General features: G+C 59.8%; 15 protein-coding genes and 1 pseudogene. 13 read left to right on the top strand and 3 right to left on the bottom strand.

The window, feature by feature from the left end; translation table 11 throughout:
• The first annotated feature begins 1,055 nt into the window (after positions 1–1,055).
• The 7 genes from HF916_RS10995 to HF916_RS10965 all read left to right on the top strand — a co-directional run bounded on the left by HF916_RS10995 (position 1,056) and on the right by HF916_RS10965 (position 7,404).
• On the top strand, positions 1,056–2,309 hold the full coding sequence (locus HF916_RS10995) for a site-specific integrase (protein ID WP_168788820.1): 1,254 nt from the start codon (positions 1,056–1,058) through the stop codon (positions 2,307–2,309).
• A complete protein-coding gene (locus HF916_RS10990; RefSeq protein WP_240975239.1) occupies positions 2,306–3,370 on the top strand; it encodes a tyrosine-type recombinase/integrase in 1,065 nt (354 codons plus the stop codon). Before HF916_RS10995 ends, HF916_RS10990 begins: the two co-directional genes overlap by 4 nt.
• A 397-nt stretch (positions 3,371–3,767) precedes the next feature.
• A complete protein-coding gene (locus HF916_RS50825) occupies positions 3,768–4,472 on the top strand; it encodes a site-specific integrase (protein ID WP_240975434.1) in 705 nt (234 codons plus the stop codon).
• The gene (locus HF916_RS10980; protein ID WP_168787487.1) at positions 4,469–5,404 is read left to right on the top strand and encodes a tyrosine-type recombinase/integrase; all 936 of its coding nucleotides are present in this window, start codon (positions 4,469–4,471) and stop codon (positions 5,402–5,404) included. The genes HF916_RS50825 and HF916_RS10980 overlap by 4 nt, the downstream gene beginning before the upstream one ends.
• Complete coding sequence (locus tag HF916_RS10975) at positions 5,401–6,399, top strand: tyrosine-type recombinase/integrase (RefSeq protein ID WP_168788819.1); 999 nt, start codon at positions 5,401–5,403, stop codon at positions 6,397–6,399. The genes HF916_RS10980 and HF916_RS10975 overlap by 4 nt, the downstream gene beginning before the upstream one ends.
• A 137-nt stretch (positions 6,400–6,536) precedes the next feature.
• Positions 6,537–6,728, top strand: coding sequence for a hypothetical protein (locus HF916_RS10970; protein WP_240975237.1), 192 nt, complete (start codon positions 6,537–6,539; stop codon positions 6,726–6,728).
• Positions 6,721–7,404, top strand: a complete 684-nt coding sequence (locus tag HF916_RS10965) for a tyrosine-type recombinase/integrase (protein WP_240975236.1) — start codon at positions 6,721–6,723, stop codon at positions 7,402–7,404. Before HF916_RS10970 ends, HF916_RS10965 begins: the two co-directional genes overlap by 8 nt.
• Here HF916_RS10965 and HF916_RS10960 read toward each other — a convergent pair whose 3' ends face one another.
• The 3 genes from HF916_RS10960 to HF916_RS10950 are packed head-to-tail and all read right to left on the bottom strand — an operon-like array spanning position 7,405 to position 10,617.
• Entirely contained in the window at positions 7,405–8,421 is a 1,017-nt protein-coding gene (locus tag HF916_RS10960) for a site-specific integrase (protein ID WP_168787993.1), read from the bottom strand.
• Positions 8,414–9,361: a tyrosine-type recombinase/integrase gene (locus HF916_RS10955; protein WP_168787992.1), complete on the bottom strand. Its 948-nt coding sequence runs from the start codon at positions 9,359–9,361 to the stop codon at positions 8,414–8,416. Before HF916_RS10955 ends, HF916_RS10960 begins: the two co-directional genes overlap by 8 nt.
• Positions 9,358–10,617 (bottom strand): site-specific integrase, encoded by a 1,260-nt coding sequence (locus tag HF916_RS10950; RefSeq protein ID WP_168787991.1) that lies wholly within the window; start codon positions 10,615–10,617, stop codon positions 9,358–9,360. Before HF916_RS10950 ends, HF916_RS10955 begins: the two co-directional genes overlap by 4 nt.
• A gap of 161 nt (positions 10,618–10,778) precedes the next feature.
• Here HF916_RS10950 and HF916_RS10945 point away from each other — a divergent pair, with 161 nt between their 5' ends.
• From HF916_RS10945 to HF916_RS10925, 6 genes and pseudogenes are all read left to right on the top strand, one after another.
• A complete protein-coding gene (locus HF916_RS10945; protein ID WP_346777700.1) occupies positions 10,779–11,243 on the top strand; it encodes a tyrosine-type recombinase/integrase in 465 nt (154 codons plus the stop codon).
• Between the two features lie 295 nt (positions 11,244–11,538).
• Positions 11,539–11,799 (top strand): hypothetical protein, encoded by a 261-nt coding sequence (locus HF916_RS10940; protein ID WP_168788818.1) that lies wholly within the window; start codon positions 11,539–11,541, stop codon positions 11,797–11,799.
• Complete coding sequence (locus tag HF916_RS10935) at positions 11,780–11,932, top strand: hypothetical protein (protein ID WP_168787335.1); 153 nt, start codon at positions 11,780–11,782, stop codon at positions 11,930–11,932. Before HF916_RS10940 ends, HF916_RS10935 begins: the two co-directional genes overlap by 20 nt.
• A 60-nt stretch (positions 11,933–11,992) precedes the next feature.
• Positions 11,993–12,354, top strand: a pseudogene (locus HF916_RS51705) (NYN domain-containing protein); the annotation flags it as partial.
• On the top strand, positions 12,349–12,705 hold the full coding sequence (locus tag HF916_RS51700) for an OST-HTH/LOTUS domain-containing protein (protein ID WP_346777716.1): 357 nt from the start codon (positions 12,349–12,351) through the stop codon (positions 12,703–12,705). The pseudogene HF916_RS51705 and the gene HF916_RS51700, both read left to right, overlap by 6 nt.
• Positions 12,706–12,903: 198 nt before the next feature.
• Positions 12,904–14,456 (top strand): IS3 family transposase gene (locus HF916_RS10925; protein ID WP_240975235.1). Its coding sequence is split into 2 segments (ribosomal slippage): positions 12,904–13,366 and positions 13,366–14,456, totalling 1,554 coding nucleotides; the frame shifts between segments, so codons are not numbered across the junction.
• The last annotated feature ends 128 nt before the right edge of the window (positions 14,457–14,584 follow it).

Here is a 14,584-nt window from a genome sequence, read left to right as displayed (position 1 = left end):
AGTATGTTCGGGCGGGTGGCGCGCGAGATAAACTTGTTTCTCGCAAGCGCCCGATGGGTTTAGTGACGCCAATTTAGAGCCTGAGCCGCGTTCCCCTCAATGGACAGAGACGACGTTCACCCGGACAAAACGTGCATGGCGATGGATGCCGGAGGACCGTAGTAATGGACCTCACCCGCCTTCCACTTTCAGAAAAAATACGCCTTGACCACATTAAATCCGCCGCGCTTCGGAGCGGGTTGATCGCCACTGCTTCAGTTCGCTGCGCGTGCCTATCGGCCGAGTCGGGCTACCTCACAGGGTGGGGTATTTCGAAAGGTGCGCTGATCGACCGCGCGACGCCAACGTGAATTGGACCCGGCAAATTTCTGTCCCCGGGCGCCCATCGCCGATGTAACCGCCCGCTCTCGGCTCTACGATCCGAAGTAGCTGATCCCCGGGACGATCGCCAGCACGTTCACGGCTCGAGCGAAATGCTTATCTGATAGCCGCTTGTGGAGCTCATGCCGACAGCGGTTCCGAGAAGCGCACAGGGTATGCTGACGGGTCCGCCGGCGCGAACCCAACCTGGCCGGCGGAATGTCGCAACAGACTGATCGTAGCGAGCGCGGCTACCAGCGGCGTTGCATTAAGGCCTTTACCTCTTTACCAGTTATTTTTGAAAGCCGCTGACAGGATCGGATGCGGTGTCATACGCGCAAAAAAACTTCGTCCGTGTCCGGAGAGGCTTTCTAGTTGCGTCCCTTCTAAACCTAACGCGTATAAACCTGCGGAGGCACGTCCCGAAGGACTGCCGTGCCGGGTTACATCACGAAGAAGGCTGTTTGCGTCAGCTTACGTCGAGTGCCCTTGCAGTTGAGACAGAGGACCGCTTGGGGTCGCTATGCAAAGGTTTACATAGCGAGCCCTATGCTCAGGTCGCAACTATGCGCAGATGGTCGGTGGCTGACGACGCGGACCCAAGTGTTGCAAAGCGTTGGCAAGGCGAACGGGTAAAGATCTGGACATAGTTCTCATCTACGGATGCAGTGGTGGTCCCACTTCTGGAGATCACCATGGGCATCGATCGCCGCTCCCACCGCACTGAGATAGACCATTTCCCCGACGGGCCGATCGGGCCATGCATTAGTGCGTTCAAGCAGTACCTGAGGCAACGCCGGTACGCTGTAAAGACGGTCGTTACCTATCTTCGCTACATCACGCATTTCGCTCAATGGGCGCACTTCGGGCACCGTCGGCGGCGAAGGATCGACGAAGTGTTGATTGCTGAGTTCCTCGACGAGCATCTGCAGCAGTGCGAGTGCGCCGGCACGATCCGACGCGATCGGGGTGACCACAGCGCGGCGCTAGGACATCTGCTCGTGGTGTTGCGCGCTCAGGGCGTCATCGCGGTGCCCGCAGACCGTGCAACACCGGTAGACGAGGAACTGCGCCGCTACGACGAGTACATGGATCACGTGCGCGGCCTGGCGCCTAAGACGCGGAGCATAGCCCTGCGCATCGTCGGACGGTTGCTGACGGCTCGTTTCGGCGAGGGTGCCGTCGACGTCGCCGCGATCAAGCCCGAGCACGTTCGGCGTTTCTTCGCCGGTCAAGCGAAGCTCTATAGCAAACCGGCGAATGCTGGGTCGGTCGTGGCATCGCTGCGCGGCTACTTCCGCTATCGCGCCTCGCTCGGCGATCTTATCCACGGACTGTTGGGCGCTGTGTCCTATCCTGCTAACTGGTCGCTGTCCTCGTTGCCCAAGTCGCTGACGGCGGAAGAGGTCGAGCGGTTGATCAGATCGCTCGGCCAACAGGGCCGCTCGATGAGACGAGCCGACGCCATCGTGCGCTGTGCGCTCGACCTCGGACTGCGCAGCGGCGAGATCGCCCGCCTTAGCCTAGACGATATCGACTGGCAAGCCGGTACGCTTGTCCTGCGCCACACCAAGGGACGCCGCGAGGATCTGCTGCCGCTACCTGCCACTACCGGCGAAGCCATCGCGGCCTACCTCAAGCAGGAGCGTCCCAAGACTTCCAATCGGGCCGTCTTCGTCCGCCATGTCGCGCCCCGCGACCAGCCCGCTGGTGCCGATCTCGTTCGCAAGACGATCCGCCAAGCCTTCGCCCGCGCCGGCCTTCCTTACACACGCTCGCATCTGCTGCGCCACACGATGGCCAACCGCTTGCTGGCCGGTGGCTCCTCGCTGAAGGAAGTCGCCGACGTCCTGCGTCACCGCTCGCTGAACACGACCATGATCTATGCCAAGCTCGATAGCCGCAAGTTGGTCGAGGTCGCGCTGCCATGGCCGGGGAGTGCAGCATGAGCACGCCGACTTCTGTGCAAGCACGCGTCGAACAGTTTCTGGTCGAGCGTCGCCAACTGGGCTTCTCCGATGATGGCTACGTCCTACGCAGCTTCGCGCGCCATGTCCACACTGCCGGTCATCGCGGCGCCTTGAAGGTGGAATTCATGGCCGCCTGGGCTCGAAGCGACCGCCACGAGGGCAATGACCCACGGACCTGGGCGCGGCGGCTGAAGAGGTTGCGCACGTTCCTGCGCTGGCTGCAGCAGTTCGAGCCGTGCACTGAGGTACCCGACGATTCGATCTTCGGACGGTTGCCGGCGCGGCAAGCGCCACACATCTTCAGCGAAGAAGAGATAGTTGACCTACTTGCTCGCTCGCGCCGACTCGGGCCTTCGCCGGGGCTCCGCGGTGCCGTCTACGAAACGCTGTTTGGATTGATCGCCGCCACGGGGCTGCGGATCGGCGAGGCGCTGTCGCTGCGCAACGGCGACATTGATCTCAAGGACGGGATGCTGACCATCCGTCGGGCCAAGTTCGGCAAGTCGCGCCAGGTTCCTATGCACCCAAGCACCGTGGATTGCTTGCGCCGGTATTGCTTGCAGCGCGACTTGACCGAGGGGCCGCCGGCGGAAGATGGCCCATTGTTCGTCAGCACCCGCGGTCGACGACGAGGTCTGCCACTCGGCGAGCGTCAGGTGCATCGCGTCTTCCGCGACCTAAGCCAGCAGCTGAGCTGGGGCAACCGCGGAGCGCATCATGCCCCACGCATTCATGACCTGCGGCATAACTCCGAGGCCAAGATTATTCCGAGTCCGATCTCGATAGTCGTCGGTATGAGGCGTCGTTGCTCGACTGAGCTCGGAAACGCCGCTCATTTTCTCGGCATTATTCTGTTGTCTCCATCCGGGAATATTTCCGGATTCTTAAGGAGGCGTCATGATGATGCTCACTTGCCACGGTGGAACAACCTCTCCCGATCGACAGTTTTGCAGCGGGCCGCTGGCCGCCCACGTTGGCGGTTTTACTGCTCAACTTTCGCGGACGGGGTATGCGGCGAACACAGTCCACACAAAGTGTGATTTTCTAGCCGCGCTGAGCCGATGGCTCGAACGGCGTCAGATTCCTTTGGCAAACCTAAATGAGGCGCGGCTAAGACAGTTCCAGGAAGCTCGCCGGCTCCAGAACAGCATACGACGAGGCGATCTCGCTACTGGTCAGCAATTTCTCACGTACCTTCGCGACCGCGGTGACATCGCTCCGGCAGCACAGAGGCTCGATCGAGCCCGATCGAACCGCCTTATTCTCGAGTTCGAAGCATTTCTCTATACTGAGCGTGGCCTGTCACTCTCAACTGTCGTCAGATACCAGCTCGTCATCCGGCGCTTCCTTGATGAGCGATTTGGGTGCAAGGTTCCGCATCCTGGCCAGTTGCGGCCGCAGGATCTGCACGATTTCATTCTCCGTGAGATCCAGCGTGTGAGTCGCAACCAGGGCAAGACAGTCGTCACCGCGCTGCGCTCGTTCCTTCGATTTCTACTGCAGCGTGGCGCTATCCAGACAGACCTGGCTTCCACTCTGCCTGGGGTGGCATGCTGGAGACTGTCACATCTGCCCAGGTCGTTGCTTCCCGATCAGGTCGAACGATTGCTCGCCTGCTGCAATCGCAGCACACCGGCCGGCAAGCGCGATTATGCGATCTTGCTGCTCCTGGCCCGACTCGGGTTGCGGGGCGGCGAGGTGCTGGCCATGACGCTGGACGATCTGGACTGGGAGCGTGGCGAGTTCGTCGTTCGGGGCAAAGGTCAGCGACTGGAACGCTTGCCAATGCCCTCGGAGGTTGGCGCGGCATTGGCGAGCTATCTTTGTGACGTCCGTCCCGCGTGTGCGACGCGTCGGGTGTTCATTCGGATGAAGGCTCCGCACCAGGGGCTTGCCGCGTCGGTCGCGATCTGCTGCATTGTTCGCCGCGCCCTTGGTCGGGCCGGTCTTGCCCCTGAGTTCAAGGGGGCGCACCTGTTCCGCCATTCCCTTGCCACCAATCTGCTTCGCCGCGGTGCGACGCTGGGTGAGATTGGTCAACTGCTGCGTCACCGGCAGCCGACAACTACACAGATTTACGCCAAAGTGGACATCGCAGCGCTACGTAATATCGCGCTGCCGTGGCCGGGAGGTGCATCATGATCAAGTTACAGATCGCACTCGATGAGTACCTCGCAGTCCGTCGCGCTCTCGGGTTCAAGCTGCGCCTATCCGGCCGACTGCTACAAGGCTTTGTCGACTTCGCTTCTCGAGAGGGTGCAGAATACATCACGACCGAGCTCGCAGTTGCATGGGCGATGCAGCCGGCCACCGCACAACCCGCCCAGTGGGCAAACCGCCTCGGCATGTTGCGTCGTTTCGCGCAGTATTGCGGCGCAAACGATCCGCGCAACGCCGTACCGCCGGCAGACCTGCTTCCCCACCGGTACCATCGTCCAGCTCCATACCTTTACCGCGACGAAGAGATCACACGGTTGCTTGCTGCCGCCCGCCGCCTTCCGACTCTCACTGGCCTGAGGCCTCTTACATTCTTCACGCTCTTCGGCCTCTACGCAACTACGGGGCTACGAGTCAACGAGGCCTTGCAACTTGATCGCAACGACGTCGATCTGGCCAACGGAGTGTTGACGATCCGTGGCGCGAAGTTTGGCAAGATGCGCTATGTACCGCTCCACGTTTCCACACAACGGGCACTGCAGCGCTACGCAGTCCTGCGGGATCGCTTGTGCAGCGATTTCGAAACACCGAGCTTTTTTGTCTCGGAACACGGAACCCGTTTAACAGAATGGTGCGTGCGATGGACCTTTGTGAAGCTGTCGCATGAGATCGGCCTACGCGGTGCCGGCGACTCCCGAGGGCCTCGTCTGCACGATCTGCGTCACCGGCTGGCCACTCGCACGCTGCTCAACTGGTATCGACGCGGTGTCGATGTCGAGCAACGCCTGCCGTTTCTGTCGGCCTACCTCGGGCACGCGCATATCACAGACACGTACTGGTATTTGACAGCGACGCCCGAGTTGCTGCGCTATGCGCTGCGCTTCGTGGAACGCTCCAGACAAGGACTACGGCCATGAGTACTATCAGCACGCTCCCCGCACTTCTGCAGGCGTTCTTCATGGATCGGCTCATGCAGCAGCGTCAGGCGAGTTCCTACACCGTCGCGAGCTATCGGGACACCTTTCGGCTGCTTCTCCAGTACGCGCAAAGACGTCTCGGCAAGGCGCCTTCAAATCTGACGGTCTCAGAACTTGACACGCCGCTGTTGGGCGCATTCCTCGATTACCTGGAGCACGAACGAAAGAATAGCGCCCGCAGTCGCAACGTGCGTCTCGCTGCAATCCATTCCTTCTTCCGCTACGTGGCGTTGCACGCGCCGGAGCATAGCGCGGTGGCGCAACGCGTCCTGGCGATGCCAAGCAAGCGCTACACGCGCAGCCCCATCGCTTATCTGACTCAGGTTGAGGTCGATGCGCTGCTTGCCGCACCCGATCTTACGACATGGTCTGGTCGCCGTGATCACGCGCTTTTGACGTTGGCTGTCCAGACCGGCCTGCGCGCCGCTGAGCTTATCGGGATTCACTGTGAAGATGTTTTGCTTGGCATCGGCGCGCACGTTCGATGCGAAGGCAAGGGTCGGAAGCGCCGTTGCACGCCATTGGGTAAAGCCACCGTTCTGGTGTTGCGCAGTTGGCTGCGTGAGCGACAAGGCAAGCCTCATGAGCCAGTCTTTCCGACCACGCGCGGAACCGCGTTAAGCCATGATGCCTTGCAATACATGTTGGACAAGCATCTCCGTATCGCGTGCCAGCACTGTCCATCACTCGTGCATAAACGCGTGACTCCGCATGTATTGAGGCACACCCTGGCCATGGATCTGCTCCATCACGGGGCCGAACAAACCGTGATCGCACTATGGCTGGGGCACGAATCGCCCGAAACAACAGCGATCTATCTGCATGCAGACATGCAACTGAAGGAGCGCGCACTTGCTAAAACGTCAAACAGGAAAGTCCAGATATCTCGATACCGACCTGATGATCGGCTCATGCAATTCCTGAAGAACCTCTAATAATTCCGAGTACCGGCACCGCCTCTCCGCAACGCAGTGCCGGGAATCCCGCGCCCAGAAAGGTCGCACTCGGAATAATCTTGGCCTCGGAGTTATGCCGCTAATTCCGCTTGCGGAATTAGCGGCACACCTTCGTCGTGCGCCGCATCGTGCAGTGGCAGGCCCAGGGCGTCGACATCGATCAGGCCATGCTGTCGCTGTCGACCTACGTGGGACATACGATGGTTACCAACACCTACTGGTACCTCTCGGCGGTGCCCGAGTTGATGGCGCTGGCTGCCGGACGTTTCAAGTCGTTCACGGCCAAGGGGGAGGTGCAAAATGCGTGAGACCCTAGCCCCGAAGCCGCCTTCGTTCGCTGCGCTGGTCCAGCAATTCTTTACCGAGTACCTGGTCGCGCAGCGGGCGCTCAGTCCGCGTACAGTGGCCTGTTACCGGGATGCCTTGCTGCTGTTTCTGCACTTCGCCTGCCGTCAGCTCGGCAAGGCGCCGACCACGATGCGGCTGGCCGACATCCAACCCGATCTGATTCTGGCCTTCCTTGACCATCTGGAGCAGGATCGGAAGAACTCGGTTCGCAGCCGAAACTTGCGGCTCACCGCGCTGCGCGCGTTCCTGAAGTTCGCCGGCCGCCGCGACGTGACGTCGTTGCACGACGTCGAGCGCGCACTGGCAGTGCCGATGAAGCGTTTCGAGCGGCCGATGCTGAACTACCTCACGCGTGCGGAGATGGTGACCGTACTCGGCCAGCCGGGCGAGAGCTGGTCCTCGCGGCGCGATCACTTGCTACTGACGATGCTCTACAACACAGGGGCGCGTGTCTCCGAGATCATCGGAGTACGGATCGTCGATGTGGTCCTCGACGGTGCAGCGTGCGTGCACCTGCGCGGCAAAGGACGCAACTATGACGATCTCGGGAATATGCGCAGTTCCGCGCCACAGACGCCAATTCGTTCTTCTGCGATGGGCTGTGGATGGCGGATCCGTGGTGTGAACTGCGCATAATTACAAGCTTTCCAGGAACTGCATCAAGCGATCGGGCGGTCGATATCGCGCGATTCTGCTGTGAGGTGGTTGCAAAGTATTGAGCGCACGCTCCTTCATCGCGAGGTCGGCCTCGACGTACATGTGAGTAGTCGCTGGGCTTTCGTGTCCAAGCCACAGTGCAATGACACTCAGGTCAACGCCCGATTGCAGCAGATGAGTCCCAGTCGAGTGCCGGATGACATGCGGTGAAATGGGATGGCTTGATAGTTGAGGGCATTGCCTGGTGGCTGTCCGCGCTGCGAGTTTGAGCCGATCCGTAACGTTGGATCGCGTCATCGGGTTCCCCGAGCGATTCGGAAACAGAATCTGATCAGGCGATGACCGGATCCGCGGCAACCAGCTTCTGATTTGGCTCGCGGTTGAGCGCCACAACGGTACGGTGCGCTGTTTCCGGCCTTTGCCGTGGATATGTGCACAGGGCGCCTTATCCAGAACGACGTCACCCACCCGCAGACCGATCAGTTCGGAAACGCGTGCGCCAGTATTGTATAGCGTTGCAAACAGTACCCGGTCCCGCTGCCCGCACCAGGTGTTGGGGTCGGGTGCGGCGAGTAGTGCCTCGATCTCGTCACGCGACAGGTGGCCGATGAGCGGCCTGTCGAAGCGCTTCATTGGGATAGCTAGAGTGCTTTGGATAACAGCCAGCGAAGAAATATCCTTGAGGGCTGCGTACTTCAGAAATGAACGGATGGCAACAAGCCGCGAATTCCGGGTGCGCGCGCAATTATGCCGGTTGTCCTCCAGATGACGAAGGAAGGCCAGCACCAGATCCACGTTGATGTCTGCTAACGCCAGCTCGACAGGCGACTTATGCAGACGCGCCTGAGCAAACTGAAGGAATAGTCGAAAGGTATCCCGATAACTGGCTATCGTCTGCGGGCTGACTGCCCGTTGTTGCATTAGCCGCTCAACGAAGAATTCCTGTAGCAGCGCGGCGAAGTTCGACGACGAACAATGGCTTTGCCTTTTAGACATGACAGACTCCTTCTGTAAAGTGCTCGAAGCGCTGAGCCGCAATTGCCATCAGTTCCGGGATGCCCGTTAGATACCAGTAGGTGTCGGTCACCTTGGCATGCCCTACGTAAGTCGAAAGCATGATCATTGCGTTGTCGACGTCCACCCCTTGCTGGTACCAGAGCAACACCCTTCGGCAGATAAACGAGTGCCTCAGATTGTGGATGCGTGGAGCCGGATGATCACCACGGGCGACCCATCCCAACTGCGAACGCAAGGAACTGAAGACCTCCTCAACGGTACTGATCTTCATGCTGCTTCCGTGCACGATGAAGAAGTGATCGCTTAGCGTGATGGGCCAATCGCGATCCCGCAGCTCTACATAGTGTGCAAGTGCTCGCACGACCGTTTGATGAAGTGGAACGACGCGGGACTTACGATACTTCGTTACCCGAATCATCAGCAGGCCTTGATCGAGGTCGACGTCTGCGCGCCTCAGGTTAAGCGCCTCAGAAATCCGCAGTCCGGTGGCCGCGATCAGCCCGAACAGGGTTGAGTAGGTCACGGGCCGCAGTTTCTCCTTCGAGGGCAACGTCGAAGCAGCGGCCAGCAGTTCCCGGATCTCCTCATCGGCATAGATGTGCGGTGTCAAACGGCGATGGGCTCGGCCGAAAAGATAAAGCGGAGGAACTTCGGTGGCAGGGTCAAATTGCTGGAGATACCTTGCGAACGGGCGAACGATCTCAATCCGACGCGCCCAGGTAAAGGGCACCTGACTTGATGCAGATCGAGCCCAGGACGCTGCCAGTTTTACGGTGAGCGGCCCCTGGTGGCCGATCCGGTCGGCAAAGCAGGCAAAATCAAGAAGCCGGCGTCCCGTACACCGCAGGTCAAAACCAAGGCGGCGTCTTGACGCAAGGTAGTCCTCGGCGAGCGATAGCATTCTCACTGAACGTTTCATGATTCGCTCCCCGGCCAGGGCAGCGCGACCTTGGCAAGGCTCCTGATATCGACCGTGGTGTAAATCGCGGTAGTATCGAGGCTGCGGTGTCGAAGGATATCGGCGATTTCCTTCATAGGGACTCCAGCGTTAATCAGCCGACTGCCTACGCTGTGCCGCAATACATGGGTTCCCCTGCAGCGTGGATCGCTGCCGCATCGCGCATGAGCGGCACGGACGGTATTGCGAACGACGCTCGAGCCGACGGGTTCGGTAAGTGGAGCGCGATGCCGCAGAAATACCGCCCGGCTATCGGAGACCGGGCGCCCGTCAGTCAGGTATTGAGCAATTGCGCGCCCGGTCCGGGGCGGCAACGGAAGCACATCTGTTCGCCGCGCCTTGCCTGCTGATAACCGCAACGTCCCGTCGTGCCAGTTCAGGTCGTCCAGCTGTAGCGAAGCGACTTCGCCGGCGCGTAGTCCCAGGTCGACCATACACCGGGCCATTGCGTAGTCTCTGCGGCCGATCGCGGATTTGCGATCGAATGCGTTAAGAAACCGTTCCAGCTCCGCCTCACATAGCGAGTCTGGTAACGATGCGAACCGCCACTGGGCGATTTGTGGAATCGCGGCAATAAGGCACCGGACGTGATCTCCGTGCATTCCTCGGAAATGCAAGTAGCTCCGTAGTGCACTCCCAAGGACTTTGCCGGTGCTCGGCTTGCATCCTTCGAGGTGGCTGACTACAAATCGATGAACATGTTCCGGTTTGACCTGTGCCATAGTGATTCTCGATGCACCGAATCGCTCCGACAGGAACGTCCGTACGATGCGTGTACGCAACCTTCTCGTAGATGCGGCCAGCCCGCAGACCTGGTCAAGGTGTGCGTCAAATTCCCTGATCTCCTCCCGTATCAGACGGGGTGTGAAGTCGGGCTGATGGCGTATGTCCGCCCTCTGGCGCAGCACGACAAGCAGATGCTTTAAGGCCGACCCGATATGGTTCCTGCTTCTTGGCGTGCGCAATGGGCAGTCGCACTGAGGCAGGTGTTCATCCAGAAAATAGCGGATCAGCGCTTCGTCAATCTGACTGAGTTTGATGCGTCGCTTGCGCAGCCAATAAGCAAAGTGCGCGACGCAGCACAAATACTTCCGGACGCTCCACGACGAATATCCGCGCCCAATCAAATACGTCGAATAGGCTTGATAGCTGGGTTTGAGCACGCCGTCCGTCAACCATGCCCGGGTCCGCTGCGGTAACGCGAAGTCGCTGTTCATGATACCCCTCCTCAAAAAGCCGAACTTGTCGACCTGCCTCCTGAGGAAAGCACTTTTATTATGCGCAGTCCACTACCGGTACCCGTGACCAAACACCCTTTACAAGGCGCCAAACGGACGTCCCTGGCGCGGAGCTGCGCATATTCCCGAGTTCGTCATAGTTGCGTTCATGCAAATATTTGCATGAGAACAAGCTGCGATCGATTCCCCTGTGGGACGCCACCGTCGCCGAGATTCGCAGTTGGTTGCGATCGAATCCAATAATGCGCGGCGAAGCCGCCTTGCTGCCCAACCGGGATGGGCAGGCGATGTCGCGCTCCAACGTCGCGCAACGCCTGGATCTTGCCGTGAGCCGCGCGAGTGTGGAGCAACCCAGCCTCCTCAAGAAGCGCGTTTCACCGCACATCTTGAGACATACGACCGCGATGCACCTGTTGCAAGCGGGCGTTCCATTCAACGTAATCGCCTTGTGGCTCGGTCACGAGAGCCCGATGACAACCCATCGCTACGTCGAGGCTGACCTCGCGATGAAGGAGAAAGCGCTCGGTCGGCTGGAGGCGCCCGATGCCAGGATTCGCCGGTATCAGGCACCCGACGCGTTGATTCGATTCCTGCGGACGCTGTAACTATGCGAAGGTGTCGCCAGCCTCAACCGCACCCCTCAAGGGGCTGGCATCGCCCGCGATGACCATCTGCGCATAGTCGCGACCTGAGCATAGGGGTCGATAAGGGCCCGTCCCGTTGCCGTGCCTCGGAGAAACTAGGGCAACGAAATCGAGAGACCGGGTGAGACGTTATTCGGCCCGGCGCGGACAGAACCGCAAGGCTATTGATAAAACCGGTTACCAAGAGTACGGTGCCCCACTCGAACGGTGAGCTTTTGCAGGTACCATCGGTGAGCCTTTTCAGGAGGCTGGCCTTATGACATCCGCCCACAATGGCGCGCACGGCGCCGTCCATCTGCTGACTGACAGCGACGCGCTGACCGCAAGCGTGCGGCGCACGGTGCGACTCGAAGCCACGCCCGACGGCAAGAGCGTTTTGCTGATCGACGTCGACCAGCGCAAACCCGGGACTCAGCGCGAGGTGCGCTACGAGATCACGCCCGCCGAACTGATCGCCGCGATCCGTGCGCACGGCACCGAGCTACCCGGAGAGAGCCATGGAGAGGCCGGCAAGTGAAAGCGCCCATGTTCCTGAACTGCGGGTGCCGGTATTGCTGACCCGTGCTCCGGAAATGGTCGGTCGCGGCTGCGGGCTCTGGCGCATGGCCCAGTTCCCCGGCCAATTTCGGCCGTTCGACATCAATGCGTAGATCGTCGACACCCGTTAGCGGTTCTTAGACAACGATATTGGTCAAACCAGAGAGAACGGCATGGCGAACGGGGATTTTGTCAAACTTGCGGTGCTGATTGATGCAGATAATGCCTCAGCAGCGGTTGTAAAAGAGCTGTTGGAAGAAGTGGCGAAGTATGGAACTGCAACGGTTAAGCGGGCCTATGGAGACTGGACCACACAGAATTTGGCGGGATGGAAGGACCAGTTGCATCGGCACGCAATCCAGCCTATTCAACAATTCGCCTACACAAAGGGCAAAAATTCAACGGACGCCGCCTTCATAATTGACGCAATGGATCTTCTGTATGCAGGTCGCGTTGACGGTTCTGTATCGTTTCGAGTGACAGCGACTTCACGAGGCTCGCAACTCGCCTCCGTGAAGCCGGTAAGTTGGTGTACGGCCTCAGTGAGCGAAAGACGCCTGAGGCGTTCATTGCTGCTTGCGACAAGTTCGTTTTCTTTGAAGTGTTGAGGAAGATCGGCGACCCGGCTGCGTCGGTGAGCGTGGCGGATGTGCCCGATTTGAAGGGTGTTTTGACCCACGCGATCAATGAAACGTCGCGCGACGGTGGATGGGCGCCGCTATCGGCAGTGGGCTCTTTCATCGGGAAGAACAATGCATCCTTCGACCCGCGCAACTATGGCTTTGCGAAGCTGGGTGAGTTGGTGCGAAGGCAAGATTATCTGGAATGTAAAGCGACACCGGATGCGTCCGGCGTGGCACATCATCTGCACGTTAAAATTAGGTGAATCGAAGTGGAAAAAGTTGAAGGCGACCCCTGTCTCACCGGCCATGAACCGACAGTCGCGAGGCGTAGCAAAACGGCAGATTTTAGGTTCACCTCAGTCATCCGAGTTTGATCGAACCCGTGATCCCCCGGCGTCAGACTAGTTGTCGTGTCTTCTCTTTCTTATAGACTTGGTCCGGGGGCGGTAAAATCAGGGTGAATGAAAGCCTACTCAGCAGAAAGAAAGGAAGCGCTGGTGCGTCGCATGATGCCGCCGGAAAACGCGGCGGTCTCGGCGCTTGCCAGAGAAACGGGGATTACGGAACAGACGTTGTACACGTGGCGCCGAAAGGCCAAAGGACAAGGAATCGCAGTGCCGGGCGATGGGAAGAATCCCGAAGGATGGTCTTCGGAAGACAAGTTTGCAGTAGTGCTGGAAACCGCCCCGCTCAACGCAGCGGAGCTGGCCGAGTATTGCCGGCGCAAAGGTCTTTATCCCGAACAGATCGCGGCGTGGCGGGCTGCTTGCCAGGCGGCCAACGCGAATGCCACCGAGCAGGCACGCGAGCAGCGCCATCAGTCGAAAGACGACAAGCAGCGCATCCGGCAGCTCGAGAAGGAACTGCAGCGCAAGGAGAAGGCGCTGGCAGAAGCGGCTGCACTGCTGATTCTGAGAAAAAAAGTCCAGGCGATCTGGGGAGACAAAGAGGACGATTAATCAACGTCCTGGATCGCCTGCTATGTATATCGTTGATTCGCGAGGCAGCGCAGTCGGGCTGCCGGTTGGAGAAGGCTTGCGAGGAGCTGGGCGTGAGTGTGCGCACATTCCAGCGCTGGGTGCGTGAGGGCGACGCGGTGCGCGCTGATGGCCGCACGACGACCGAGCGAGCGCCGCCGTCCAATCGACTGAGTGAGGCCGAACGGCAGCAGATTCTGCAGGTCGCCAATAGTGCGGAGTTTGCCAGCCTGCCGCCCAGTCAGATCGTGCCGAGCCTCGCCGACCGCGGCGTATATCTCGCGTCGGAGTCGAGCTTTTACCGCGTGCTGCGCAGCGCTTCGCAGCAGCATCACCGCGGCCGTGCGCGCAAGCCCTCGGCCCGCGTGGTGACCAGCCATTGTGCCACTGGTTCGAACCAGGTCTGGTCGTGGGACATCACGTGGATGCCGGCGGCGGTCAAGGGCCAGTATTACTACTGGTACATGATGCTGGACGTGTTCAGCCGCAAGATAGTCGGTCACGAAGTGCATGAGGCGGAATCGGCGGAACTGGCCGCGTTGCTGATGCGGCGTGCCAGTCTGGCGGAGGGCCTGGCAGGGCGCCCCCTGGTGCTGCACTCGGATAACGGCAGCGCAATGAAGGGCGCGACGATGCTCGCCACCCTGGAAAACCTGGGGGTCGTCGCCTCTTTCAGTCGGCCGCGTGTGAGTAACGATAACCCGTTCGCGGAGTCGCTGTTCCGCACCTGCAAGTACCGGCCAGACTATCCGCGCAGACCGTTCGGCAGCATTGATGAAGCGCGGGCCTGGACGCAGCAGTTCGTGCGTTGGTACAACCATGAGCACAAACACAGCGGCCTGAAATTCGTCACGCCGGCGCAGCGCCACAACGGCGTAGCCGCCGCAGTGCTCGCGCAACGTGAAGCCGTTTATGCAGAAGCCAGGGAGCGCAACCCACGGCGTTGGTCCCGATCGACGCGTGATTGGAAATTGAATGATGAAGTCTGGCTCAATCCGGAGCGCACGCAGCAGGTAGAACTAAAGCAGTTTGCATGAAGTGACACGACAACTACGTTGACAACTGCCGTGATGGAAACACTCAAGGCTCCGACTTGTTTTGTCCACTGAACGTTTGACTACGAATGGAAGAGGTCATCGACGATGCGCCTACCTGCGCTAGAGCC

It is taken from the genome of Paraburkholderia aromaticivorans (genome assembly GCF_012689525.1).
In the GTDB taxonomy this organism is placed as follows: Bacteria; Pseudomonadota; Gammaproteobacteria; order Burkholderiales; family Burkholderiaceae; genus Paraburkholderia; species Paraburkholderia aromaticivorans_A.
The sequence above is the reverse complement of the archived record's forward strand: the minus strand, read 5'-3'. Positions and strand labels throughout refer to the sequence as shown.